Source organism: Streptomyces sp. NPDC015139, from assembly GCF_043079785.1.
Taxonomy (GTDB): Bacteria; Actinomycetota; Actinomycetes; order Streptomycetales; family Streptomycetaceae; genus Streptomyces; species Streptomyces albidocamelliae.
On record NZ_JBIBUW010000001.1, the window covers coordinates 554903 to 578057 of the forward strand.

A 23155-nucleotide genomic window follows, 5' to 3' on the forward strand; every position below is an offset into this window, starting at 1 on the left:
CCGACGCCCGTGCCCAGCACCTCGGCGACGGCGGCCGGCTACCGACACCTCGCCACCGGCGATCCGGCGGCAGCACCCGCGCACCCCCGCCCTCACCGCTCCACCAGCATCCGCTGCAGTTCCCGGGCCGCCCGAGGCGGAGCCACATCGCTGCGGTGGGCCAGGGCGATCGTGCGGTGGAGGCCGGGGCGCGCCAGCGGGGTCACGCGCAGTCCGCGTCCCGATCGCGTCGCGACCATGCGGGGTACGACGGCCAGGCCGAGGCCGGCGCGCACGAACCCCAGCACCGCGTCCATCTCGCCGCCCTCCACCGCGAAGTCCGGCTCGAAGCCCTCCGCGCGGCACGCGGCCACCGTCAGCTCCCGCAGGTCGTACCCGTGCCGGAACATCACCAGCCGCTCACCCTCCAGGTCGGCGACGCGCACGGAGCGCCCGCCCCCACCGGGTGCCGGCGCCTCGGGCGAGGACACCACCACCAGGTCCTCGCGCAGCAGCTCCACCGTGGTCAGCGCGGGCGACGGCGTAGGCAGCGGCAGTACCACCAGGGCCAGGTCGAGGGCGCCCCGGGCGAGCTCCCGCACCAGGTCGTGCGAGCCGCTCTCCTCGATCAGCAGCTGGATGCCGGGGTACCGGTCGTGGAAGGCGCGCAGCACATCCGGCAGCAGACCCGTGCACAGGCTCGGCGTCGCCCCCAGCCGGACCCGGCCGCGCCGCAGCTGCGCCAGCTCCTGCACCTCGTAGCGGGCGGTGTCCGCGTCGGCCAGGATCCGCCGGGCCAGCGGCAGCAGGGCCTCGCCCGCGTCGGTGAGCGTGATGTTGCCCCGGGCACGCTGGAACAGATCGGCGCCCAGCTCCCGCTCCAGCGCCTTGATCTGCTGCGAGAGCGACGGCTGGGCGACATGGACCAGCTCGGCGGCCCGCGTGAAGTGCCGGGTCTCGGCGACGGCCACGAAGTAATGGAGCTGCTGGAACTGCATCCAGTCAGGATAGCTTCCGCCTATGGAAACGAGCCGGACCATGTCTTGGACCGATCGGGTTCCGGGGACCTAGCGTCAATGCCATGGTTCTGGCAACGCGGACGGACCGACGGCCGTCCATGGCGCGCACGGTGTGGGACTCCACCGTCGGCAAGAAGACGGTGATGGCCGTCAGCGGCGTGATCATGCTGCTGTACCTGGTAGCGCACATGATCGGCAATCTGAAGATCTACTTCGGCGCGGGCGAGTTCAACCACTACGCGCACTGGCTGCGCACCGTCGGCGAACCCTTCATGCACTACGAGTGGACGCTCTGGCTCATCCGGATCGTCCTGGTCGCCGCCGTGGTCGCCCACGCCACGTCCGCCTACCAGCTCAGCCGCCGCGACATCAAGGCACGGCCGGCCAAGTACGTGCACAAGAAGCCGAGGGCGAGCTACGCCACCCGCACCATGCGCTGGGGCGGGATCATCCTGGGCCTGTTCATCGTCTGGCACCTGCTGGACCTGACCACGGGCACCGTCCACCCGGGCGGCTTCCAGGAGGGCCACCCGTACCAGAACGTCGTGGACACCTTCTCCACCTGGTACGGCAACGCCGTCTACATCGTCGCGATGCTCGCGCTCGGCCTGCACATCCGGCACGGCTTCTGGAGCGCCGCCCAGACCCTGGGCGTCGGCAGCCGCACCCGCGACCGCGCCCTCAAGGCCGTCGCCGACATCCTCGCGCTGCTGCTCACGGCCGGCTTCATCGCCGTACCCGTGGGCGTCATGACCGGAGTGGTGAGCTGACATGACCGACTACGTCCACTACACGACCGGAACCCCGGCCGTCGACGACAAGGCCCCCTCCGGGCCGGTCCACGAGCGCTGGGACAAGCGCCGCTTCGAGGCGAAGCTGGTCAACCCCGCCAACCGGCGCAAGCACACGGTCATCGTCGTGGGCACCGGACTCGCCGGCGGCTCGGCGGGCGCCACGCTCGCCGAACAGGGCTACCACGTCGTCCAGTTCTGCTACCAGGACTCCCCGCGGCGGGCCCACTCCATCGCCGCGCAGGGCGGCATCAACGCGGCGAAGAACTACCGCAACGACGGCGACTCGGTCCACCGCCTCTTCTACGACACCGTCAAGGGCGGCGACTTCCGGGCGCGGGAGTCGAACGTGCACCGGCTCGCCCAGATCTCCGTCGAGATCATCGACCAGTGCGTGGCCCAGGGCGTGCCGTTCGCCCGCGAGTACGGCGGCCTGCTCGACACCCGCTCCTTCGGCGGCGTCCAGGTCTCCCGCACCTTCTACGCCCGCGGCCAGACGGGCCAGCAGCTGCTGCTGGGCGCCTACCAGGCGCTGTCCCGGCAGATCGCCGCGGGCAACGTGGAGATGCACCCCCGCACGGAGATGCTGGACCTGATCGTCGTCGACGGCCGGGCCCGCGGAATCGTGGCGCGCGATCTGATCACCGGGAGGATCGACACGTACTTCGCCGACGCCGTCGTCCTCGCCAGCGGCGGCTACGGAAACGTCTTCTACCTGTCGACCAACGCCATGAACTCCAACGCGACCGCCGTCTGGCGGGCGCACCGGCGCGGCGCCCACTTCGCCAACCCCTGCTTCACCCAGATCCACCCGACCTGCATCCCGCGCACCGGCGACCACCAGTCCAAGCTGACGCTGATGAGCGAGTCGCTGCGCAACGACGGCCGTATCTGGGTGCCGAAGGCCGAGGGCGACGACCGGCCGCCGCACCGTATCCCCGAGGACGAGCGCGACTACTACCTGGAGCGCATCTACCCGTCCTTCGGCAACCTGGTCCCGCGCGACATCGCCTCCCGCGCCGCGAAGAACGTCTGCGACGAGGGCAGGGGGGTCGGCCCCGGCGGCCAGGGCGTCTACCTCGACTTCGCCGACGCGATCCGGCGCATGGGCCGTAAGGCCGTCGAGGCCAAGTACGGCAACCTCTTCGACATGTACCAGCGGATCACCGACGAGGATCCGTACGAGGTGCCGATGCGCATCTACCCGGCCGTGCACTACACGATGGGCGGACTCTGGGTCGACTACGACCTCCAGACCACCGTCCCCGGCCTGTTCGCGATCGGCGAGGCCAACTTCTCCGACCACGGCGCCAACCGGCTCGGCGCGTCCGCGCTGATGCAGGGCCTCGCCGACGGCTACTTCGTCCTCCCGGCCACCATCAACGACTACCTGGCCCGCAACCCGCACCAGGAGGCCGTCACCGCCGCCCACCCCGCGGTGCAGGAGGTGCTCGCCGAGACCGAGGACCGGCTCCACCTGCTGCTCGCCGTGGACGGCGACCGCACCCCGGACTCCTTCCACCGCGAACTCGGCGAGCTCATGTGGGAGTTCTGCGGAATGGCACGCACCGACGCCGGACTGCGCAAGGCCCTGGAGCGCATCCCGCAGATCCGCGAGGAGTTCTGGCGGCGCATCAAGGTGCCCGGCACCGGCGAGGAGTTCAACCAGTCGCTGGAGAAGGCCAACCGGATCGTCGACTACCTGGAGCTGGCCGAGCTGATGTGCCTCGACGCGCTGCACCGCGCCGAGTCCTGCGGCGGTCACTTCCGTGAGGAGTCCCAGACCCCGGACGGCGAGGCGGCACGCCGGGACGACGCGTTCTCGTACGCGGCCGCCTGGGAGTTCACCGGCACCGGCGAGCCGCCCGTCCTGCACAAGGAAGACCTCGTCTTCGAGTACGTCCACCCCACCCAGCGGAGCTACGCATGAAGCTCACCCTGCGCGTCTGGCGGCAGAAGAACGCCGACGCCGAAGGAGCCATGGCCACCTACGAGGTGGACGGCATCTCGTCCGACATGTCCTTCCTGGAGATGCTGGACGTCCTCAACGAGCGCCTCATCCTGTCCGGTGAGGAACCCGTCGCCTTCGACCACGACTGCCGCGAGGGCATCTGCGGCGCCTGCTCGCTCGTCATCAACGGCGACGCGCACGGCCCCGAGCGGACCACCACCTGCCAGCTGCACATGCGGTCCTTCCGGGACGGCGACACCATCGACATCGAGCCGTGGCGGGCGTCCGCGTTCCCGGTGATCAAGGACCTGGTGGTGGACCGGTCCGCCTTCGACCGGATCATCCAGGCCGGCGGGTACGTCACCGCGCCCACCGGTTCCGCACCGGAGGCGCACGCCACGCCGGTGCCGAAGGCCGACGCCGACCTCGCGTTCGAGCACGCCGAGTGCATCGGGTGCGGCGCGTGCGTGGCCGCCTGTCCCAACGGGGCGGCGATGCTGTTCACCTCCGCCAAGGTCAACCACCTCAATGTGCTCCCCCAGGGCGCGCCGGAGCGGGAGACCCGGGTGCTGGACATGGTCGCGCAGATGGACGCCGAAGGGTTCGGCGGCTGCACGCTGACGGGGGAGTGCGCGACGGCCTGTCCCAAGGGCATCCCCCTGATGTCGATCACCAGCATGAACAAGGAGTGGCTGCGGGCCAACCGCAAGGTGAGGCGGTAGCCCTGCCGAAACGGCTGTCCCCGGGTGCCCGAGAGCGGGCCCCGGCGGCCGGCCGAAGGAGAGACGTTCGCCGCCAGGGCGGGCGGGTGGGACCGGGTCAGGTGCTCGACCCGGTCCCACCAGGCATCCTCACGGCTCCGGCGAGGGGGCCGTGCCCCGCCGCCGCGTGCCGCGTCGTCCGTCATTCAGCAGCCGCACATCCACGGGTCCCGCGCCGGTCACGCCGAGGCCAGCCTGTCGCGGAAGAAAGCAGGTGCAGATCTCGTCATGCATCCGCTCGGCGCAGGAGACCCCCATGACCGCCATGCCCGCCTCGCCCCCCGCCCTCGCCGGCCCGCCCGACGGCTCCGGATACCTCGTGTCGCTCGCCCGGGACCAGGACGACGTCCGGGCCGCGCAGCGCCTGCGCCACCAGGTGTTCGCCGGGGAGATGGGTGCCCGGCTCGACGGTCCGGACCCGGGCCTCGACATGGACGCCTTCGACGCGTACTGCGATCACCTGCTCATCCGGGACGGCGGCACCGGCGAGGTCGTCGGCACCTACCGGCTGCTGCCGCCGGAGCGGGCCGCCGTCGCCGGCCGGCTCTACTCCGAGGGCGAGTTCGATCTCTCCGCGCTGTCCCCCGTCCGCTCCGGGCTGGTCGAGGTCGGCCGCTCCTGCGTGCACCCCGACCACCGCGACGGCGCCGTGATCGGCCTGATCTGGGCCGGCATAGCCCGGTACATGGTCGACCGTGGCCACGAGTGGCTGGCCGGCTGCTGCTCGGTGCCGCTCGCCGACGGCGGCGCGCTCGCCACGGCGACCTGGGGCCGGGTGCGCGACAAGCATCTGGCGCCCGAGGAGTTCCGGGTACGGCCGCTGCTGCCCTGGACCCCGAACGGTGAGGCTCCGGCCGGGCGCACCGAACTGCCGGCCCTGCTGCGCGGCTACCTCCGCCTCGGCGCCTGGGTGTGCGGTGAGCCCGCGCACGACCCGGACTTCGGGGTCGCCGACCTGTACGTGCTGCTGTCGATGCGCCGGGTCAACCCGCGCTATCTGCGGCACTTCCTCTCCCTCGTCCCGGCCTGATGAGCGTCTGGCTGCCCAGCGCGCCCTGCACCCCGGGCGCCTGTGTGGAGCAGGCCCGTGCCGCCGCGGCCGTACCCCGCGCGGTGCTGCGGCTGACCGCCGTCGTGGTGCTGGTGCTGGCCGGCGTCCTGCTGTCCCCGTTCGGCGCGCGGATCCCCGCGGACTGGGTGCGGAGATGGTCCCGGACGGTCGTGCGGGCCATCGGCGTCCAGGTCCGCATCACCGGGGCGGTCCCGCCGGAAGGAGGCGTCCTGCTGGTCGCCAACCACATCTCCTGGCTGGACATCCCGCTGCTCGCCGCGGTCCGGCCGGCCCGGATGCTGGCCAAGGACGAGATCCGGCGCTGGCCCGTGGCCGGCCGGCTGGCCGGGCGGGGCGGAGCCCTGTTCATCGAGCGGGACCGGCTGCGCGCCCTGCCCGCGACGGTCGCCCGGGTCGCCGGGGCGCTGCGGGACGGCGCCGCCGTCGCGGCGTTCCCCGAGGGCAGCACCTGGTGCGGCCGGGCCCAGGGGCACTTCCGCCGCGCCGTCTTCCAGGCCGCGCTCGACGCCGGGGTCCCGGTCCAGCCGGTCCGCCTGAGCTACCGCACCGCGCAGGGCCGCGCGGCCACGGCGGCGGCGTTCGTCGGCGACGACACCCTGTTCGCCTCGCTGTGGCGGGTCGCGACGGCCCGCGGGCTGGTGGCCGAGGTGGAGGTGCGCCCCCTGATCCCGGCGGCCGGCCACCCGGACCGCCGCTCGCTGGCCCGCGCGGCGGAGCCCGGAACCCCCGCGGAACCCACCTGGACCCATACGGCACTGGTCGCCTGACCCCCGACCGCGGACCAGAACATAAGTGGATAGATTCTCACCAAAGGGGCACTTGTATGGGGCACATCACTACTCCCCGAGGAGGGTGTGCCCATGTCAACAGGAACGCTTCTGGCGATCGTCATCCCGATCGTGGTGGTGCTCGTCCTGGTCGCCGTGGCGGTCTCGATGCTCAGGCGGCGCCGTCATCTGCGTGATCGCTTCGGCCCGGAGTACGAACGGACCGTCGAAGGATCCGACAGCAGGCTCGCCGCCGAGCGTGAGCTCAGGTCGCGCGAGAGGCGTCACGACGCGCTGGAGATCAAGCCACTGCCCGACGCGGCCCGGGACCGCTACACACAGGAGTGGACCGGCGTCCAGCAGGAGTTCGTCGACCGTCCGGTGGACGCGGTGCACGACGCCGACCGGCTGGTGACCTCGCTCATGCACGAACGGGGTTATCCCACCGAGGGGTTCGAGCAGCAGATGAGGGACCTGTCGGTGGAGCACGGCCGCACCCTGGAGCACTACCGCGCCGCGCACGAGGTGGAGGGCCTCTCCACCCGCAGCCGCGCGACGACCGAGCAACTGCGGGGCGCCATGGTGCACTACCGGGCGCTCTTCGACGAACTGCTGGCCGACGGCGGGGGCCGCGCCCAGCCCTCCCGCACCTGACGCAGACCCCGTCCCCGCATGGAGGGAACCCATGCCCAGCAACGACGAGACCGACCGCACGACCGGTGGCCTGTCCACCGACGACCTCGCCCAGCCCGCCGCCGGCGGCGTGGGCGCGGACCGGGAGGCGCCTCCCACCGGGGCCCCCGTCTACCCCGGCGAGAGCACCGCGCCGGCCGGCACCGGACGCCCGGACGGCGACTCCGCCGCCGACGGCACCGGCTCCGACACCGGCTCCGACACCGGCACCGGCACCGAGTCCCTGGCCTCGGCCGGGACCTCACGGGCCGCCGGCGCCCCGGACGACGAGATGCCGCAGCTGCTGACGGACGACGAGGAACGCGGCTTCCGCGACCGCTGGCAGGAGATCCAGGGCAGGTTCGTGGACGACCCCCGCGAGGCCGTGCACGAGGCCGACACCCTGGTCGCGGACGTCATGCAGACCCTCGCCTCCACCTTCGCCCAGCACAAGAAGGACCTGGAGAGCCAGTGGGGCCAGGGGGAGAAGGTGGACACCGAGGAACTGCGCGGTGCGCTGCGCCGCTACCGCTCCTTCTTCAACCGGCTGCTCAGCACCTGAGCGGCCCCGTCAGGGCAGGACCCGGGCCAGGTAGGGGGCCGTCGCGCCGCCCTCCGCCCGGGCCACCCGGTCCGGCGGCCCGGCCGCCACGATCCGGCCGCCCCGGTCCCCGCCGCCCGGCCCCAGGTCGATGACCCAGTCGGCGCCCGCGACGACCGTCATGTCGTGCTCGACGACCACGACCGTGTGCCCCGTGTCGACCAGCCCGTGCAGCCGCTCCAGCAGCACCTCCACGTCGGCCGGGTGCAGGCCGGTCGTCGCCTCGTCCAGCAGGTACAGGGTGTGGCCCCGGCGGCCGCGCTGCAGCTCGCTCGCCAGCTTGATGCGCTGGGCCTCACCGCCGGACAGCTCGGTGGCCGGCTGGCCGAGCCGCAGATAGCCGAGGCCCACGTCGAGCAGCGCGCCCAGGCTGCGGGCGGCGGCCGGGATGTCCGCGAAGAACTCCGCCGCCGCCTCCACCGTCAGACCGAGCACCTCCGCGACGTTCCGCCCCCGGTACGTCACCCGCAGCGTCTCGGGGTTGTAGCGGGCGCCGCCGCAGTCCGGGCACGGCGCGTACGTGCTCGGCAGGAACAGCAGCTCGACACTGACGAACCCCTCGCCCTGGCAGGTCTCGCAGCGTCCGCCGGCCACGTTGAAGGAGAAGCGGCCGACGCCGTACCCGCGGGCCCGTGCCTCCTCGGTGGCGGCGAACACCTTGCGCACGACGTCGAACAGGCTCGTGTAGGTGGCCAGATTGGACCGCGGGGTGCGCCCGATCGGCTTCTGGTCCACCCGGACCAGGCGGTCCACCCCCGCCAGGTCCTCCGTCAGCTCGCCGATCAGCGTGGACTTCCCGGAGCCGGAGACACCGGTGACGGCGGTGAACGCACCGAGCGGGAACTCGGCCGTGACCGCCCGCAGGTTGTGCCGGGTCACCGGGCCCACCCGCAGCCAGCCGCGGGGCGTGCGGGTCTCGCGCGCCGGACCGGGGGACTCGTCGAAGAGGAACGCCGCCGTCGCCGACTCCTCGACGGACGCCAGCTCCGCCGGCGGTCCGCTGTACAGCACCCGTCCACCGTGCTCGCCCGCGCCGGGCCCCACGTCCACCAGCCAGTCGGCGCCGCGCACCACGTCCAGGTGGTGCTCCACGACGAACACCGAGTTGCCCGCGGCCTTCAGCCGGTCCAGCACGGTCAGCAGGGCCTCCGTGTCCGCCGGGTGCAGCCCGGCCGACGGCTCGTCCAGGACGTACACCACGCCGAAGAGCCCCGAGCGCAACTGCGTGGCGAGCCGCAGGCGTTGCAGCTCGCCCGCCGACAGGGTCGGGGTGGAGCGGTCGAGGCTGAGGTAGCCGAGGCCGAGTTCGACGACCGGCGCGATCCGGGACCTGAGGTCCGTCATGAGGACCCGGGCCGCCTCGGTGCCGCCCTCCGGCAGTCCGGCGAGGCCGCTCAGCGGCAGCGCGGCCAGCTCGGCGATGGTGCGGCCGTCGAAGGTCACCGCCAGGGCCTCGGGCCGCAGCCGGCTGCCCCCGCAGGCCGGACAGGGCGCACTGGTCAGAAAACGCTCCGCCTTCGCCCGCAGCGTCGGGGACTTGGTGTCCGCGAACGTCTTGAGCACATACCGCCGGGCACTCATGTACGTGCCCTGGTACGGCCGTTGGATCCGGTCGGCGTCGCGGACCGGATGGACGGTGACCACGGGCTGTTCGTCCGTGAACAGGATCCACTCGCGCTCCCCGGCGGGCAGCTCGCGCCACGGCCGGTCGACGTCGTACCCGAGTGTGTCGAGGATGTCCCGCAGGTTCTTGCCCTGCCAGGCGCCCGGCCACGCGGCGATCGCGCCCTCGCGGATCGACAGGGCGGGGTCCGGGACCAGCGACTCCTCGGTGGTGCCGTGCACTTGGCCGAGGCCGTGGCACTCGGGGCAGGCGCCGGCCGCCGTGTTGGGCGAGAACGCGTCGGAATCGAGCCGGTCCGCGCCCGGCGGGTAGTCCCCGGCGCGCGAGAACAGCATGCGCAGGGAGTTGGAGAGGTTGGTCACCGTGCCCACCGACGAACGCGAGGTCGGGGCCGAGCGGCGCTGCTGCAGCGACACCGCGGGCGGCAGGCCGGTGACCTCGCCGACCTTCGGCGCCCCGACCTGGTGGATCAGCCTGCGCGCGTACGGCGCGACCGACTCGAAGTACCGCCGCTGGGCCTCGGCGTAGATCGTGCCGAAGGCCAGCGACGACTTCCCCGAGCCGGACACGCCGGTGAACACGGCCAGTACGTCGCGCGGGACGTCCACGTCGACGCCCTTGAGGTTGTGCTCGCGCGCAGCACGGACGCGGACGTACGGGTCATGGGGGCTGTGCATCGGGGGGACACTCCGTACGGGCCTGCCGGGGCGGGGACAAACCCCGCGATTCTAGCCCGCCCCCCGGTTGGTTCAGGACTGCGGGGGCCGGTCCTGGCGGGTGCCGAACTCGTCCCTCATCTTGTCCTGCGCGGTGTCGACCTGCGACTGGTACTTGTTGCCGGTGCGCTGGTCGGCGTAGTCGCCGCCTTTGTCGATGCCCTTGTCGGCCATGCCCTCATGACCCTTGAGCATGCCCTTGATCTTGTCCATGAAGGACATGGCAAGCCTCCTCATCGGTTGCGGCTGCTCTTCCAGGGTCACCGCCGCGGGCCGGGTCCGCATCTCGGCGCGCGGGCCTCAGCCCTCCGGCGCGAAGAGGGCGGCGAGCCCGCGGAAGGAGCCGACCAGCGCCGTACTGTCGTGACTGCTGGTGGTGACCAGGACCTCCGCGGCCCCCGTCTCCTTCAGGACCGTCTCCAGCTCCTGGGCGACCTGCTCCCGGGTGCCGGCGACGTGACCGGAGAGTCCGGCCGTGAAGAACTCCCGCTCCTTCGCGGTCATCGTGCGGGCCTCGATCTCCTCGGCGGGGGCGAGCGGCGGGAAGGTGCCGTGCGTCCGGGAGTACGCCATCGACCAGGCCTCCGGCACCAGCAGCCGCCGGGCCTCCTCCTCGGTGTCCGCGACCGCGACCGTGCCCGAGATCACCACGTACGGCTCGGCCGTCCAGGGGGAGGGGCGGAACAACGAGCGGTACTCGTCGATGCCGCGCAGCATCTTCTCGCGGCCGCGCAGGTCGCCGATGACCATGGGCAGGCCCGCCCGGGCCGCGATCCGCGCGCCCTCACCCATCGCCAGCACGAACGGCGGCACCCGCAGGCCCTCCGACGGGCGGGCGTGCACACCGGTCGGTGACGTGCCCGTGAACCACTCCAGCAGCTCGCCCAGCTGCGCGGCGAAGTCCCCGGCGTCCTCCTTGTCCCGGCCGAGGGCTCTGCGCACCCCGTCCGTGAAGCCCACGGAGCGGCCGAGGCCCATGTCGATCCGCCCGGGGAACAGCGACTCCAGCACCCCGAACTGCTCGGCGACGACCAGGGGCCGGTGGTTGGGCAGCATGACCCCGCCGGTGCCGACCCGGATCGTCCGCGTCGCGGCGGCGACCGCGGCGGCGAGCACGGTGGGCGCCGAACCGGCGACGCCGGGCACGCCGTGGTGCTCGGCCACCCAGAAGCGGTGGTACCCGAGCGCCTCCGTCTCCCGCGCCAGCGCGACGGTGTCCCGCAGCGCCTCGGCGGGCGGGTGCCCCTCGCGGGTGCGGGAGCGGTCGAGGACGGAGAACCGGGTCCGGGAGATCACTGTGCTGCTCACGCAGGTGTCAACGCCCTGACGCGCCCGGGATTCCCAAGTCCGAAACGATCGGCGCGCGGACGCCGGCGGACCCGTCGCCCGCCTGCCGGGCGGCTGGCTAGGGTGGCCGGATGACCGACGACACCGGGCGCCCGATCGCCGTGTTCGACCTCGACAACACCCTGGCCGACACCGCCCATCGCCAGCACTTCCTGGAGAGCCGGCCCAAGGACTGGGACGGCTTCTTCGCCGCCGCGCCCGCCGATCCGCCCCTCGCCGAGGGGGTGGCGCTGGTCCTGGAGAGCGCCCGGGACTGCGAGGTCGTCTATCTCACGGGCCGCCCCGAGCGCTGCCGCCGGGACACCCTGGAGTGGCTCGCGGCCCAGGGTCTGCCCGAGGGCCGCCTCCACATGCGGCGCGACGCCGACCGCAGACCGGCGCGGTTCACCAAGGTGGCGACCCTGCGCCGGCTGGCCCGGGACCGCGAGGTCCGGTTCCTCGTGGACGACGACGAGCTGGTGTGCGACGACGCGGAACGCGCCGGGTTCGAGGTGGTGCGGGCCCGCTGGGCCGCGAAGTCGGCCGCCCTCCAGGACGCGCAGGAGCGGGAGGGCCGCACCTGAGTTCCGGACGGGTCACTCGTCCTCGAGGCGGAAGCCGACCTTCATGCCCACCTGGTAGTGCTCGATCCGGCCGTTCTCGATCTGCCCGCGCACCTGCGTCACCTCGAACCAGTCCAGGTTGCGCAGGGTCTGGTCGGCTCGGGCGATGCCGTTGCGGATGGCCTGGTCGACGCCCTCGTGCGAGGTGCCGACGATCTCGGTGACCCGGTAGGTGTGGTTCGACATGGGGGTGCTCCTCTCGTGTCGCGGCGTACTCCACGGTGCCCCATCCGCGGCCGGACCGCACGGCGATCGCACGCCTACCGTGCGTAGCCCTTGACCCGTCGCATTGGTCCATACCAAAATCCAGCACACCCGTACGAGCGCCCGCGCTCGTCCCCCCACGTCGGGCCCCCAGCCCTGTCCGCAGCCCCGTGCACGACAGAACAGGACCCCTCGTGAGACGTCGCCTGCTCGCCCTCCTCTGCGTCACCGGATCCCTCGTCACCGCCTGCGGGATGCTCCCCGGCGAGCAGGACCGGAAGACCGTCACCGTGTGGCTGATGAAGGACAGCGCCTCCAAGGAGTTCCTCCAGCGCTTCACCGAGGACTTCGAGAAGACCCACGACGACCTGCGCCTCGACATCCGCATCCAGGAATGGACCGGCATCGTCGAGAAGGTCCGCAAGGCCCTCGAGCCCGGCTCCGACGACGGCCCGGACGTCATCGAGGTCGGCAACACCCAGGTGCCGCTGTACGCGGACGGCGGCCGGCTCGCCGACCTCACACTGGAGTCGATGCGCGACTGGGGCAAGGAGAAGTGGCTGCCCGGCCTCGCCCAGCCCGGCAAGGACGGCAACAAGCAGTACGGCGTCCCCTGGTACGCGGCCAACCGCGTCGTCATCTACCGCAAGGACCTGTTCGAGCAGGCCGGGATCGCCCGCCCGCCGCGCACCCGCGACGAATGGCTCGCCGACACGCAGAAGCTCGACTCCGGCGACGACCAGGGCATCTACCTCGCCGGACAGGACTGGTACACCCTCTCCGGGTTCATCTGGGACGAGGGCGGCGACCTCGCCCGGGAGAAGGACCACGAGTGGCGGGGAGCCCTCGACACCCCGGCCGCGCTGCGCGGGATGGACTTCTACCGACGGCTCCAGGCGCTCGGCAAGGGGCCCGTGGACGCCGACGAGGAACACCCGCCCCAGGCAGGGGTGTTCGCGTCGGGCAAGGTCGCGCAGATCGTCGCCGTACCGGGCCTCGCCCAGGCGATCGTGCGGCAGAACCCGGACCTGCGCGGCAAGCTCGGCTTCTTCCCGGTGCCGGGCAGGACCGCGGGCCGGCCCGGCACCGTGTTCACCGGCGGCTCCGACCTGGTCGTGCCGGAGAACACCGGGGACCAGTTCGCCGCGACCGCCGTCGTCGGCGCCCTCACCGGCGCCGAATGGGACACCGAACTCGCCCGCACCATGAACTACGTGCCCAACAAGACCACGTTGGCCGGCGCGGTCGCGGACGAGGAGGGGGTCGCCGCCATGGCCGCGGGCGCGGCGCACGGCAGGGCGACCCCCAACACCCCTCAGTGGGCCGACGTCGAGGCGGACAACCCCATCAAGGAGTACATGACCCGGGTGCTGCAGGGCGCGGACCCGGCGACCGAGGCCCGGCGTGCCTCCCGGAAGATCACCGAGTCGCTCACCCCGGACCTCTGACTCACCGCAGCACGCTCAGCGACAGCGCGAAGCGCCGCTGCTCGTCCGTCCACCAGTGCGTCAGCTCCAGCCCCTGGGCGGCGAGTTCGGCCGCCACTCCCTCCTTGCGGAACTTGGCCGACACCTCGGTGCGCAGCTCCTCGCCCGCCGCGAAGTCCACGGCGAGGTTCAGCGCGGGCACCTTCACGGTCTGCGCGATGCGGGAGCGCAGCCGCATCTCGATCCACTCGTGCTCGGCGTCCCACAGGGCCACGTGGTCGAAGGCGTCCGGATCGAAGTCGGCGCCCAGCTCGCGGTCCACGACGGCCAGCACGTTCTTGTTGAACGCGGCCGTCACCCCGGCCGCGTCGTCGTACGCCCGGACCAGTACCCGCTCGTCCTTCACCAGGTCGGTGCCGAGCAGCAGTGTGTCGCCGGGGGAGAGCAGGGCGCGTACCGAGGCGAGGAACGCGGTGCGTTCGGCGGGCAGCAGATTGCCGATCGTGCCGCCGAGGAAGGCCACCAGCCGGGGGCCCGGCGTGGCCGGCAGGGCCAGCGGAGCGGTGAAGTCGGCGATCAGCGCGTGGACCTCGAGGTCCGGACGCTCACCGATGAGCGCCTCTCCGGCCTGGGTGAGGGCGCTCTCGCTGACGTCGACCGGGACGTACGTCCCGGGTGCGAGCGCGTCGATCAGGAAGCGGGTCTTCTCCGAGGAGCCCGAGCCCAGCTCGATCAGCGTGCGGGCACCGCTCGCGGCGGCGATCTCCCCGGACCGGGCGGCCAGGATCTCCCGCTCGGCACGGGTGGGGTAGTACTCGGGCAGTTCGGTGATCTGCTCGAACAGCTCGCTGCCGCGCGCGTCGTAGAACCACTTCGGCGGCAGCCACTTGGGGTTCGCGGTGAGGCCGTGCTGGACGTCCGCGCGCAGCGCGGCGTCGGTCGCGTCCTCGGGGAGGGTGCGGGTGACGTGCAGGGGACTCACGAACAGGGCTCCTTAGGTGGGACGGCCGCCGGGTCCTCCAGCGGGGCGAGCAGCACGTCGGTGCTGTTCGCGGTGAGCACGGTGCGGTCGGGGACCTCCTGCCACAGCGGGTCGTCGTCGTACGGCTCGGAGGCGACGACCGTGCCCCGGCCGGGTTCCGTCCGGTACCAGAGGGTGTCGCCCCAGGCGGTCGCGGCGATCGTCCCGCCGTCCGCCAGCAGCAGGTTGAGCCGGGAGGCGGGGGCCGCCTCGGCGAACGCGCGGGCCGTCTCGCCGAGGGCCGTGGCGGGGTCGTCGCCGCTGCGCAGCCGGTGCAGCACCAGCGCCCAGACGAACGCCGAGTCGTTGCGGGCCTCGAACGAGAGCAGGTCGACCGGGGGCAGCGCGGAGACCAGGGACGCCGCGGAGTCCGGCCAGCCCGCGATCGCCCCGTTGTGGCTGAACAGCCACCGGCCCGCCGCGAACGGCGCGGCGGCGGCCTCCGCGTCCGCTCCCGCGAGGGTCGCGTCGCGTACGGCCGCGAGCACGGCGCCGGAACGCACCACCCGGGCCAGGTCGGCGAAGGACAGGTCCGCCCAGATCGGCCCGGCCCGCCGGTAGCGGGCCGGGACCGGGTCCTCGCGGGCGTACCAGCCCACCCCGAACCCGTCGGCGTTGACCGTTCCGTACCGCTGCCGCCGCGGTGCCCACGACTGGCGGAACAGACTGTGCGGGGGCTCGGTCAGGATCCGGCCGAGCGGTTCCTCGGGCCCCAGATAGGCCAGGTGACGACACATCAGACGGCCTCCGAGCGGGCGGTGCGGAACCCGGAGAAGATCTGCCGGCGTATCGGGTGGTCCCAGTTGCGGAAGGTGCCCCGGCAGGCCACCGCGTCCACGGCGAACGAACCGCCGCGCAGCACCTTGTGGTCGGAGCCGAAGAACACCTGCGAGTACTCCTTGTACGGGAACGCCCTGAACCCCGGGTACGGCAGGAAGTCGCTCGCCGTCCACTCCCACACGTCACCGATCAACTGCCGTACGCCCAGCGGGGACTCACCGGCCGGGTAGCTGCCCGCCGGAGCCGGCCTGAGGTGCCGCTGGCCCAGGTTGGCGTGCTCGGGCGCCGGGTCGGCGTCGCCCCACGGGTAGCGCCGGGAGCGCCCGGTGGCCGGGTCGTGGCGTGCGGCCTTCTCCCACTCGGTCTCGGTGGGCAGCCGGCGCCCGGCCCAGCGGGCGTAGGCGTCCGCCTCGTACCAGCAGACGTGCAGCACCGGCTCGTCGGGCGGTACCTGTTCCGTGATGCCGAACCGGCGCCTGAGCCAGTGGTCGCCGTCGCGCCGCCAGAACAGGGGAGCCGTGAGGGAGTGCTTCCGGACGTGCGCCCAGCCCTCGGGCGTCCACCAGCGTTCGGTGTCGTAGCCGCCGTCCGCGATGAAGGCCTGGTACGCCGCGTTCGTCACCGGTGTCGTGTCGATCCAGAACGGCGCCACCTCCCGCGGGTGCGCCGGGCGTTCGTTGTCCAGCGCCCACGGCTCCGCCGACGTCCCCATCGTGAACGGGCCGCCCGGCACCAGGACTTCGACCGGACCGGTGAACAGCGGCACCGGCTCGGGGTCGGGGGCGGTCAGGGCCTGCGGCCCCTTCCGCAGCTGATGGGTGATCAGCATGGTCTCGTCGTGCTGCTGTTCGTGTTGGGCGATCATCCCGAAGGCGAAACCGGCCTCGGTCAGCCGGGTGCCGTGGAAGTCCGCCCCTTCCAGCAGGTCCAGCGCCCGGCCGCGCACCTCGGCCGCGTAGCCGCGGGCCTCGGCGGGCGGCAGCAGCGGCAGCGAGGGCCGCTCGGCCCGAGGGTGCTCGAAGGCGTCGTACAGGGTGTCGATCTCCGGGCGCATCGCCTCCCGGCCGCCGACCGCCCGCAGGAGCCACTGCTCCTCCTGGTTGCCGATGTGCGCGAGGTCCCACACCAGCGGCGACATCAGCGGGGAGTGCTGGGCGGTCAGGTCCGGGTCGTCGACGCAGCTGGTCAGCAGCGTGGTGCGCTCGCGTGCGGTGATCAGCGAGGCCAGCGCCCGCTTGCGCAGGGCCTCGGGGTCGGTCTCGCCGGTCGTGGCGTCGGTCTCGGGGGCGGTCATGTGCGGATGTCCTTCCCGTGGGAGAGGGGCGTGCCCCCGGTGGGGCCGTGCCGGTGCCGGGCCGGCTCCCCGTCGTGCAGCCGGTCCAGCAGATCGTCGGCCGGGCAGCGGCCCCGGGCGACGTAGCGGTCCACGAACGCCGCCACGGCGTCCATGACCTCGGTGGTGGCCCCCATCCTGGGCAGGGCCTCCAGCGCCGCCGTGAAACAGGCAGCCGCGGTGTCCCGCAGCTCCGGGTCCGCGAGGCCGTACCGGGCCGCGTCCGTGTACAGCGGGTTGTGCGGCGCGGGCCGGTTCAGCGCCCGCTCCGCCAGCGGCTTCACCGTCCGGTACGCGGTCTCGGCCGCCTCCGGGTCGTCGAACAAGGCCGCCGTCACCGCGAGGGGCACGATCCAGCCGTCGTCCCCGGGCTGCGCGTCGATCATGCGCAGTTCCAGATGGCCGCGCGGCCGGACCGGCGGGAACAGCGTGGTGAGGTGGTAGTCGAGGTCCGCCCGGGTGGGCGGCCGGGGCGACCGGGAACGGGTCCACTCCCGGAAGGTGAGCCCGTCGGGCACCTCCCACGGCCCGCCGTCGCCGCGGACGCACATCACCGGCGAGTCCAGTACGTGCCGGGCCCACACGGCCCGCGGTTCCCCGTCCAGCGGGGGGCCGCCCGCCCGGCCCGTGCCGATCTCCATCCACATCAGCTGCCGGGTGGACATCCAGCCCGTGGGCCGCTGCCCGATCAGCGGGGAGTTGGCGAACGCGGCCAGCAGCACCGCGCCCAGGTGGTGCGCCAGCCACCAGCGCCGCGCGTGGCCCAGCGGGCCCGGCTCCTCGTGGCCGGCGTCCACGCAGACCTGGACGGAGGCCGAGGCGCACATCATGTGACGGCCGGCCGGACCGCCCCGGTCCAGGCAGGTCTCCATGGCGTCGTAGCGCGGCTCGTGCAGGAACCTGCGCGGTGGGTGCCAGGGGTCGTGGCCGATGCCGACGAGGCCGAGGCCGTCCTCGGCCAGGACGGCGCGGACGGCGTCCAGGTCGGCGGAGACGGTGCCGATGCACTCCGTCAGGGAGGTGGCGGGCAGGGAGCTCAGCTCCAGCTGGCCCCCGGGTTCGACGGTGAGCGCCGATCCCAGGTCCACGGCCCGCAGGGCGGCGTAGACCGCCTCGAGTCGTTCGGGTGCCACGGGGAGCCGCGGCTCCCGCAGTTCGTGCACGAGCCACTCCAGCTCCACGCCGAGGACGCGGGGCGGGCCCGTCTTGAAGCAGATGCCCCGGACCAGGGCCTCCACCTCGGGTTCGGTGACGGCGGTGCGGTGGTCCGTACAGTCACCACCGTCGCTCTGTGAATCGGACATGCCGGGATCCTCCTGAGATTCCACCATGCCATCGGCCCACAAGGTCGTGGGCCGATGGCAGACACTCGTCCCACCCAAGACCCTCGCGCCAAATCGCACAAGAGTGCCCCGCCGGGCGTTTACGGATCGGTCATGTCCCCTTCCGCAGGCGTTCGAGGACCGTTCCGGGGGTGGGAAACTCCGTTGCACCGCATCACCAGGATCACCCAGGATGCTTGTATGAGCACGACGGGGGAGTCCGCACAGGCAGCGGGCACGGCGTCCACGGGGGTGGCGCCGTGAGCGCGCGCCTGCGCGGAATCGCCACGCAGACGGAGAAGATCGTCGCGGCGGGCCGGTACCCGGCCCCGGACGGCCGGGAGGTGCCGCTCACGGCGGCGATCGAGGCCGCGCGGGCGGGCACCAGGATGTTCGGCCCCGAGCCGGTGGCCGTGGAGCCGCCGCCCGCCCAGGGCGACCCGGTCCGTGGGGCCGGCCCCCTCGTCGAGGTCACCGGCGAGAGCAGCCTGGAGGCGGCCCGCCGACTGGCCGGCGCCCCGGTCGCCGTCCTGAACTTCGCCTCCGCGCGGAACCCGGGCGGTGGCTATCTCAACGGCGCCCAGGCCCAGGAGGAGGCCCTGTGCCGCGCCTCGGCGCTGCACACCTGCCTGCTGGCGGCCCGCGCCTTCTACGACCACCACCGTGCCGACCGCGACCCGTTCTACACGGACCGGGTGATCCACTCACCGGCGGTCCCGGTCTTCCGCGACGACCGGGGACGGCTGCTCCCGGAGCCCTACCTCGCGGGCTTCCTGACCGCCGCCGCGCCCAACGCCGGCGTCGTACGCCGTACGGCACCGGAACGCGCCGTCGAGCTGCCGGGCGTCCTGGCGCGGCGCGCCGAGCGGGTGCTGGAGACGGCCGCGGCGCACGGCTACCGGCGACTGGTGCTCGGCGCCTGGGGCTGCGGGGTCTTCCAGAACGCCCCGGCGCAGGTCGCGGCCGCCTTCCGGGCGCTGCTCGGCCCCGGTGCCCGGTTCGCGCGCTCCTTCGACCACGTGGTGTTCGGGGTGCTGGACCGGACCCCCGGGGCGGAGGTGCGGGCGGCGTTCGTACGGGCGTTCGCCCAGTGCGGGGAGTGCCGTCGGGATGTCCCCGCGGAAGCGGCGGGGCGGGCGCACGTGCCGTCGTGACGGGCGCGCCCCCGTACTCCGTGGTGGTCGGGGACGCCGTGGTGGCCGCGCGGAGCGCCGGTCCGAGCCGCGGTCAGGTCCAGCCGTAACGTTCGTGCAGCCGCCGGCGGACCAGATCGAAACGCATCCGGTCCAGCGCGCAGGCCTCGCGGCGCATGCCCTCCTCGTGCAGCCGCAGCACGCGGTCCACGTCCACCCACGAGTCCCGGCCCGACCGGTCCCAGGGGCCGCTGCCGATCGGCACCCATTCCCGGTCGCCGTCGTGCCGCTTGCTGGAGAGCTGGACGGCGAGGAAGGTGCCCGCCGCCTCCCGGGCCACGACCAGGACCGGGCGGTCCTTGCCCCGGCCGTCGTTCTCCTCGAAGGGGACCCAGGTCCACACGATCTCCCCGGGGTCCGGGTCGCCGTCGTGGGCCGGGGAGTACTCGGTGCGCACCCGGCCGACCTCGCGCGGGTCGGCCTCCGTGGTGGCATGACGGCCGTGGCGGCCGGGGACGTTCTCTTCGGTAGACGTGCTCACGGGGGCACCCTAGTGCCCGGCGCCGCGGACGCAACGGGCGCCCGGCCACCGGCCGTTACGCGGGCGTGGTGCCCGGGCCGTCACGCGGGCGGGTCGCCCGGGTCCGGGCCGCCGGCGGACGCAACGGGCGAGGTGCCGGGGCGGGGGCCGATCGTCAGGCCGGGGCGGCGGCCGTGGACCGTGAGGTACGCGAGCCCGGTGCCGCCCGCGGTGATGGCGCGGGTGGAACCGTGCGGCAGCCAGAGCAGGGTGCCCTCGGTGACGGGCTGCGGTTCGCCTTCGGGGCTGTCCACGGTGCCGCTCCCGGAGACGACCAGCAGGAGGACGTCGAGACTCGGTTCGGTATGGGTGTCGATGCGCCCGCCCGGCGCCAGCCTGACCACGTTGGCGTCCAGTTGGCGTCCGCTCTCGGCCAGCTTCCACAGCACCCCGGCCGGCACCGGCGGTGCCTCCGTCAGGGCCCGGGTGTCGCACAGGACGCGCGGAGCCGCCGCGGACTCGGCCGGCCCGCTGTCGAACGCCGACGGCGACGTCATCTGGTGATCCCCTCGACTCTTCACCGACTCATCGTTTTCCCTGCCGGCTTCCCGCCATCAGGTCTCCCGGCTCACCCTACAATTTACACATGTAGGATTCGTGAAAAATACTCGCAGGTGGAGAGGGGTGCGCGAGGTGCCGTCGCGGGAGAGCCCACGTCGCCGTGAGGTGCTGGACGTACTGCGCGCCGCGCGGTCGCCGCTCGGCGTCGCGGAGACGGCCGCGCGGACCGGCCTGCACCCCAACACCGCCCGGTTCCACCTGGACGCCCTGGTGTCCGACGGGCAGGCCGAGCGCCGGGCCGAGGCGTCCCGGGGCCCGGGCCGGCCCCGCACCGTCTACACCCCGCGTCCCGGCATGGACCGCGGTGGCGTCCGCGACTACCGGTCGCTGGCACGTGTCCTGCTCGGCCGATGGGCGGCCACCGACCCGGCCGCCGCGCGAACGGAGGCGATGGAGACCGGGCGCGCATGGGGCGGTGACCTGGTGGATCCGCCGCCCGCTTCTGAGCCGCCGTCGGCCGAGCGCGCGGTGACCGCGCTCGTCGCCGTCCTGGACGACCTGGGCTTCGCACCCCGCCCGGAGGGCGATGCCGGCCCCGGCCGCGCTCCGGAGCGGATCCGGCTGCGGCACTGCCCGTTCCTGGAACTCGCCGAGGAACACGGCCGGTTGGTGTGCCCGCTCCATCTCGGCCTGATGCAGGGCGCCTTGGCCCGGCTGGAGGCTCCCCTGACGGCCACGGACCTGGAGCCGTTCGCCGAACCGGACACCTGCGTGGCCCACTTGACCGCGACCACGCTCCCCTGAACCAGCAGAACCCGGCCGTCCCGGACCGCCGGGCCCCGAGCGAACCGGGCGGCCCCACCGGAATCGCCCCGGAGAAAGGCACACCTCGATGAACGCCACGTCCGCCGCCGTCGCGAGCGCGGTCACCTTCGTCTGGCTCGGCATGGTGCTGGCGATCTCCTTCCTGGAGGCGCCCCTGAAGTTCCGGGCCCCGGGCGTGACGATCCCGGTCGGCCTGGGCATTGGCCGCCTGGTCTTCCGCGCGCTGAACGCCGTCGAGGCCGCCCTGGCGGTCCTCGTGATCGCCGCGGCCGCCCTGGGCGGCGCCACGGCCGGCATCGCCTGGCTCACCGCGGCCGTGGCCGCCCTGCTCCTCGCCCAGCTCGCCGTCGTCCGCCCCCGTCTCAACCGCCGGTCCGACCGGGTCCTCGCGGGCGAGGAACTGCCCCGCTCCCGGGGCCACTTCTGGTACGTCGGACTGGAGATCCTCAAGGTCGTCGCCCTGCTCGCCCTGGGTGCCGGCCTGCTCACGGCCTGACCGGGCTCCGCGCGCAGCGCGGCCGGGGCCCCGGTGAGGGGCCCCGGCCGCGACGCGACACCTCCTTCTCAGCCCTCCTGCTCCACGGGCACCCTCTGCTGCGGAGGCGTCACCACGCCGTTGAGGGAGGGCGAGGCGCCGTTCACCGCCTGCCCGTTGCCGTCGCCCATCGTCGCCAGCAACTTGCGCGCCAGCCCCAGACCCGTGCCGCCCATGGTGAGCGCCTTGGCGAACAACTCGCCCATGCCGTCGGCGCCGTTGAGCAGCACCATGTTGTCCACGTTGCCGAACGCGGACGCGCCCGCCTGGACGATCTCCGGCCACTTCTCGGCGAGTTGCTGGGCGACGACCGCCTCCTGGTTCTCGGCGAGCGCGGCGGCACGGGCCTTGATGGCCTCCGCCTCCGCCAGACCCTGCGCCTTGGTCGCCTCGGCCTCCGCCAGACCCCTGGCCTGCGCGGCGGCGGCCTCGGCCTCACCGGTGGCCCGGGTGGCGTCGGCGGACGCCGCACCACGGGTCCTGGTCGCCTCGGCCTCGGCGGTCGCGGCCGCCTTCACCCGGGTCGCCTCGGCGACGGCCGCCAGCTCCGTCTCCTTCGCCTTGGCCTGTGCCGCCGAGATCCGCGCGTCTCGCTCGGCCTCGGCCAGCGTCCGCTTCTCGTAGGCCTGAGCGTCCGCCGGCTTGCGGACGTCCGCCTGGAGCTGCTGCTCCCGCCGGTGCGCCTCGAGTTCGGCGACCCGCGTCTCCTGTACGACGACCTCCTGGCGGGCGGCGGCCGCGGCGAGCGGGCCGGCCTGCTGGGACTTCGCCGCCGCCTTGTCCCGCTCGGCCTGGTAGCCGGCCTGCAGGATCTCGCTGTCCCGGGTGGCCTCGGCCATCCGCGCGAACGACTGCTGCTCGGCCTCGGTGGCCAGGCGGTTCGCCTCCGCCTGCGCGATCCGCGCGTCCCGCTGCACGGCCGCCGCGTGCGGCATGGCCAGGTTCTGGATGTAACCCGTCGGGTCCTCGATCTCGTGGATCTGCAGCGAGTCGACGATCAGGCCGAGCTTCTCCATCTCCGTACCGCAGGCCGCCCGGGTCTGCCCGGTCAGCTTCTCCCGGTCGCGGATCATGTCCTCGACCGTCAACCCGCCGACGATGGACCGCAGATGACCGGCGAAGACGTTGTGCACCCGCTCGGACATCAGCTTCTGCTGGTCCAGGAAACGGCGGGCCGCGTTCGCGATCGACACGAAGTCGTCGCCCACCTTGAAGATGACCACGCCCCGCACCTTGAGCGGAATGCCCTGGTGGGTCACGCAGTCCACCTGCAACTCGGTCTCGTTCAGGTCGAGCGAGAGCTTGCGCACCGCCTGCACACCGGGCAGCACCAGCGTGCCGCGCCCGGTGACGATGCGGAAGCCCAGGCCCTCCTCGATGCCCTCGGTACGGTGCTTGGACCCGGAGATGATGAGCGCCTCGTTCGGCTCGGCGACCCGCCACATCATCTTGAACAGACCGATCAACACGAGGACGGCAACGACGACAGCCCCCGCAACGACGCCGACAACCATCGGCATACGCCCCCTTGAGAAGGTGCCCTCTCGGCACCGAACGAAGGGAGTGTGCGCCTGCTGGACCCCCCCGAGAAG

Annotated in this window: 24 protein-coding genes; 12 read left to right on the plus strand and 12 right to left on the minus strand. The window is 73.1% G+C overall.

Going from position 1 to position 23155, the window contains the following annotated elements:
- Window positions 1–92: 92 nt before the first annotated feature.
- Window positions 93–977, minus strand: coding sequence for a LysR family transcriptional regulator (locus ACF08B_RS02415; RefSeq protein ID WP_392315657.1), 885 nt, complete (start codon window positions 975–977; stop codon window positions 93–95).
- Between the two features lie 119 nt (window positions 978–1096).
- On the opposite strand from ACF08B_RS02415, the gene ACF08B_RS02420 reads away from it, so the two are divergent.
- The 7 genes from ACF08B_RS02420 to ACF08B_RS02450 all read left to right on the plus strand — a co-directional run bounded on the left by ACF08B_RS02420 (window position 1097) and on the right by ACF08B_RS02450 (window position 7574).
- On the plus strand, window positions 1097–1768 hold the full coding sequence (locus tag ACF08B_RS02420) for a succinate dehydrogenase (protein ID WP_392316022.1): 672 nt from the start codon (window positions 1097–1099) through the stop codon (window positions 1766–1768).
- A gap of 1 nt (window position 1769) precedes the next feature.
- Window positions 1770–3719: a fumarate reductase/succinate dehydrogenase flavoprotein subunit gene (locus ACF08B_RS02425; protein ID WP_392315658.1), complete on the plus strand. Its 1950-nt coding sequence runs from the start codon at window positions 1770–1772 to the stop codon at window positions 3717–3719.
- A complete protein-coding gene (locus tag ACF08B_RS02430; protein ID WP_392315659.1) occupies window positions 3716–4462 on the plus strand; it encodes a succinate dehydrogenase/fumarate reductase iron-sulfur subunit in 747 nt (248 codons plus the stop codon). The genes ACF08B_RS02425 and ACF08B_RS02430 overlap by 4 nt, the downstream gene beginning before the upstream one ends.
- A 295-nt stretch (window positions 4463–4757) precedes the next feature.
- Window positions 4758–5531: a GNAT family N-acetyltransferase gene (locus ACF08B_RS02435; RefSeq protein WP_392315660.1), complete on the plus strand. Its 774-nt coding sequence runs from the start codon at window positions 4758–4760 to the stop codon at window positions 5529–5531.
- Entirely contained in the window at window positions 5531–6340 is an 810-nt protein-coding gene (locus ACF08B_RS02440) for a lysophospholipid acyltransferase family protein (protein ID WP_392315661.1), read from the plus strand. The genes ACF08B_RS02435 and ACF08B_RS02440 overlap by 1 nt, the downstream gene beginning before the upstream one ends.
- A gap of 93 nt (window positions 6341–6433) precedes the next feature.
- Entirely contained in the window at window positions 6434–6994 is a 561-nt protein-coding gene (locus ACF08B_RS02445; protein WP_392315662.1) for a hypothetical protein, read from the plus strand.
- A gap of 31 nt (window positions 6995–7025) precedes the next feature.
- Window positions 7026–7574, plus strand: a complete 549-nt coding sequence (locus ACF08B_RS02450; protein WP_392315663.1) for a hypothetical protein — start codon at window positions 7026–7028, stop codon at window positions 7572–7574.
- 9 nt (window positions 7575–7583) lie between these two features.
- On the opposite strand, the gene ACF08B_RS02455 is transcribed toward ACF08B_RS02450, so the two are convergent.
- The 3 genes from ACF08B_RS02455 to ACF08B_RS02465 form a co-directional block, all read right to left on the minus strand.
- Complete coding sequence (locus ACF08B_RS02455; protein ID WP_392315664.1) at window positions 7584–9914, minus strand: ATP-binding cassette domain-containing protein; 2331 nt, start codon at window positions 9912–9914, stop codon at window positions 7584–7586.
- 72 nt (window positions 9915–9986) lie between these two features.
- Entirely contained in the window at window positions 9987–10175 is a 189-nt protein-coding gene (locus tag ACF08B_RS02460) for an antitoxin (protein ID WP_093472766.1), read from the minus strand.
- A 78-nt stretch (window positions 10176–10253) separates the two neighbouring features.
- Entirely contained in the window at window positions 10254–11261 is a 1008-nt protein-coding gene (locus tag ACF08B_RS02465) for an LLM class flavin-dependent oxidoreductase (RefSeq protein ID WP_392315665.1), read from the minus strand.
- Window positions 11262–11371: 110 nt separating this feature from the next.
- Between ACF08B_RS02465 and ACF08B_RS02470 the strand changes: the two genes are divergently transcribed.
- Window positions 11372–11863: a hypothetical protein gene (locus ACF08B_RS02470; protein ID WP_392315666.1), complete on the plus strand. Its 492-nt coding sequence runs from the start codon at window positions 11372–11374 to the stop codon at window positions 11861–11863.
- A 12-nt stretch (window positions 11864–11875) separates the two neighbouring features.
- Here the strand turns inward: ACF08B_RS02470 and ACF08B_RS02475 are convergent, their stop codons facing one another.
- Window positions 11876–12088, minus strand: a complete 213-nt coding sequence (locus ACF08B_RS02475) for a dodecin (RefSeq protein WP_073891141.1) — start codon at window positions 12086–12088, stop codon at window positions 11876–11878.
- A 212-nt stretch (window positions 12089–12300) separates the two neighbouring features.
- Between ACF08B_RS02475 and ACF08B_RS02480 the strand changes: the two genes are divergently transcribed.
- A complete protein-coding gene (locus ACF08B_RS02480) occupies window positions 12301–13554 on the plus strand; it encodes an extracellular solute-binding protein (RefSeq protein WP_392315667.1) in 1254 nt (417 codons plus the stop codon).
- A gap of 1 nt (window position 13555) precedes the next feature.
- Here the strand turns inward: ACF08B_RS02480 and egtD are convergent, their stop codons facing one another.
- The 4 genes from egtD to egtA are packed head-to-tail and all read right to left on the minus strand — an operon-like array spanning window position 13556 to window position 17971.
- Window positions 13556–14515 carry an L-histidine N(alpha)-methyltransferase gene (gene egtD, locus ACF08B_RS02485; protein ID WP_093698236.1) on the minus strand — a complete coding sequence of 320 codons (960 nt, stop codon included), beginning with the start codon at window positions 14513–14515 and terminating at the stop codon, window positions 13556–13558.
- Window positions 14512–15291 carry an ergothioneine biosynthesis protein EgtC gene (gene egtC / locus ACF08B_RS02490; RefSeq protein WP_392315668.1) on the minus strand — a complete coding sequence of 260 codons (780 nt, stop codon included), beginning with the start codon at window positions 15289–15291 and terminating at the stop codon, window positions 14512–14514. The genes egtD and egtC overlap by 4 nt, the downstream gene beginning before the upstream one ends.
- The gene (gene egtB, locus ACF08B_RS02495; RefSeq protein WP_392315669.1) at window positions 15291–16628 is read right to left on the minus strand and encodes an ergothioneine biosynthesis protein EgtB; all 1338 of its coding nucleotides are present in this window, start codon (window positions 16626–16628) and stop codon (window positions 15291–15293) included. The genes egtC and egtB overlap by 1 nt, the downstream gene beginning before the upstream one ends.
- Window positions 16625–17971 carry an ergothioneine biosynthesis glutamate--cysteine ligase EgtA gene (egtA, locus tag ACF08B_RS02500; RefSeq protein ID WP_392315670.1) on the minus strand — a complete coding sequence of 449 codons (1347 nt, stop codon included), beginning with the start codon at window positions 17969–17971 and terminating at the stop codon, window positions 16625–16627. Before egtA ends, egtB begins: the two co-directional genes overlap by 4 nt.
- A 278-nt stretch (window positions 17972–18249) precedes the next feature.
- Between egtA and ACF08B_RS02505 the strand changes: the two genes are divergently transcribed.
- Window positions 18250–19143, plus strand: a complete 894-nt coding sequence (locus tag ACF08B_RS02505) for a TIGR02452 family protein (protein ID WP_392315671.1) — start codon at window positions 18250–18252, stop codon at window positions 19141–19143.
- A 73-nt stretch (window positions 19144–19216) separates the two neighbouring features.
- On the opposite strand, the gene ACF08B_RS02510 is transcribed toward ACF08B_RS02505, so the two are convergent.
- Both ACF08B_RS02510 and ACF08B_RS02515 read right to left on the minus strand, forming a co-directional pair.
- Window positions 19217–19663, minus strand: coding sequence for a type II toxin-antitoxin system PemK/MazF family toxin (locus ACF08B_RS02510; RefSeq protein ID WP_093472749.1), 447 nt, complete (start codon window positions 19661–19663; stop codon window positions 19217–19219).
- An 80-nt stretch (window positions 19664–19743) separates the two neighbouring features.
- Entirely contained in the window at window positions 19744–20199 is a 456-nt protein-coding gene (locus tag ACF08B_RS02515; RefSeq protein WP_392315672.1) for a cupin domain-containing protein, read from the minus strand.
- A gap of 136 nt (window positions 20200–20335) precedes the next feature.
- Here ACF08B_RS02515 and ACF08B_RS02520 point away from each other — a divergent pair, with 136 nt between their 5' ends.
- Both ACF08B_RS02520 and ACF08B_RS02525 read left to right on the plus strand, forming a co-directional pair.
- Window positions 20336–21007: a helix-turn-helix transcriptional regulator gene (locus tag ACF08B_RS02520; RefSeq protein WP_392316023.1), complete on the plus strand. Its 672-nt coding sequence runs from the start codon at window positions 20336–20338 to the stop codon at window positions 21005–21007.
- 88 nt (window positions 21008–21095) lie between these two features.
- Window positions 21096–21524: a hypothetical protein gene (locus ACF08B_RS02525; RefSeq protein ID WP_392315673.1), complete on the plus strand. Its 429-nt coding sequence runs from the start codon at window positions 21096–21098 to the stop codon at window positions 21522–21524.
- 68 nt (window positions 21525–21592) lie between these two features.
- Here the strand turns inward: ACF08B_RS02525 and ACF08B_RS02530 are convergent, their stop codons facing one another.
- A complete protein-coding gene (locus tag ACF08B_RS02530; protein ID WP_392315674.1) occupies window positions 21593–23083 on the minus strand; it encodes an SPFH domain-containing protein in 1491 nt (496 codons plus the stop codon).
- Window positions 23084–23155: the final 72 nt, after the last annotated feature.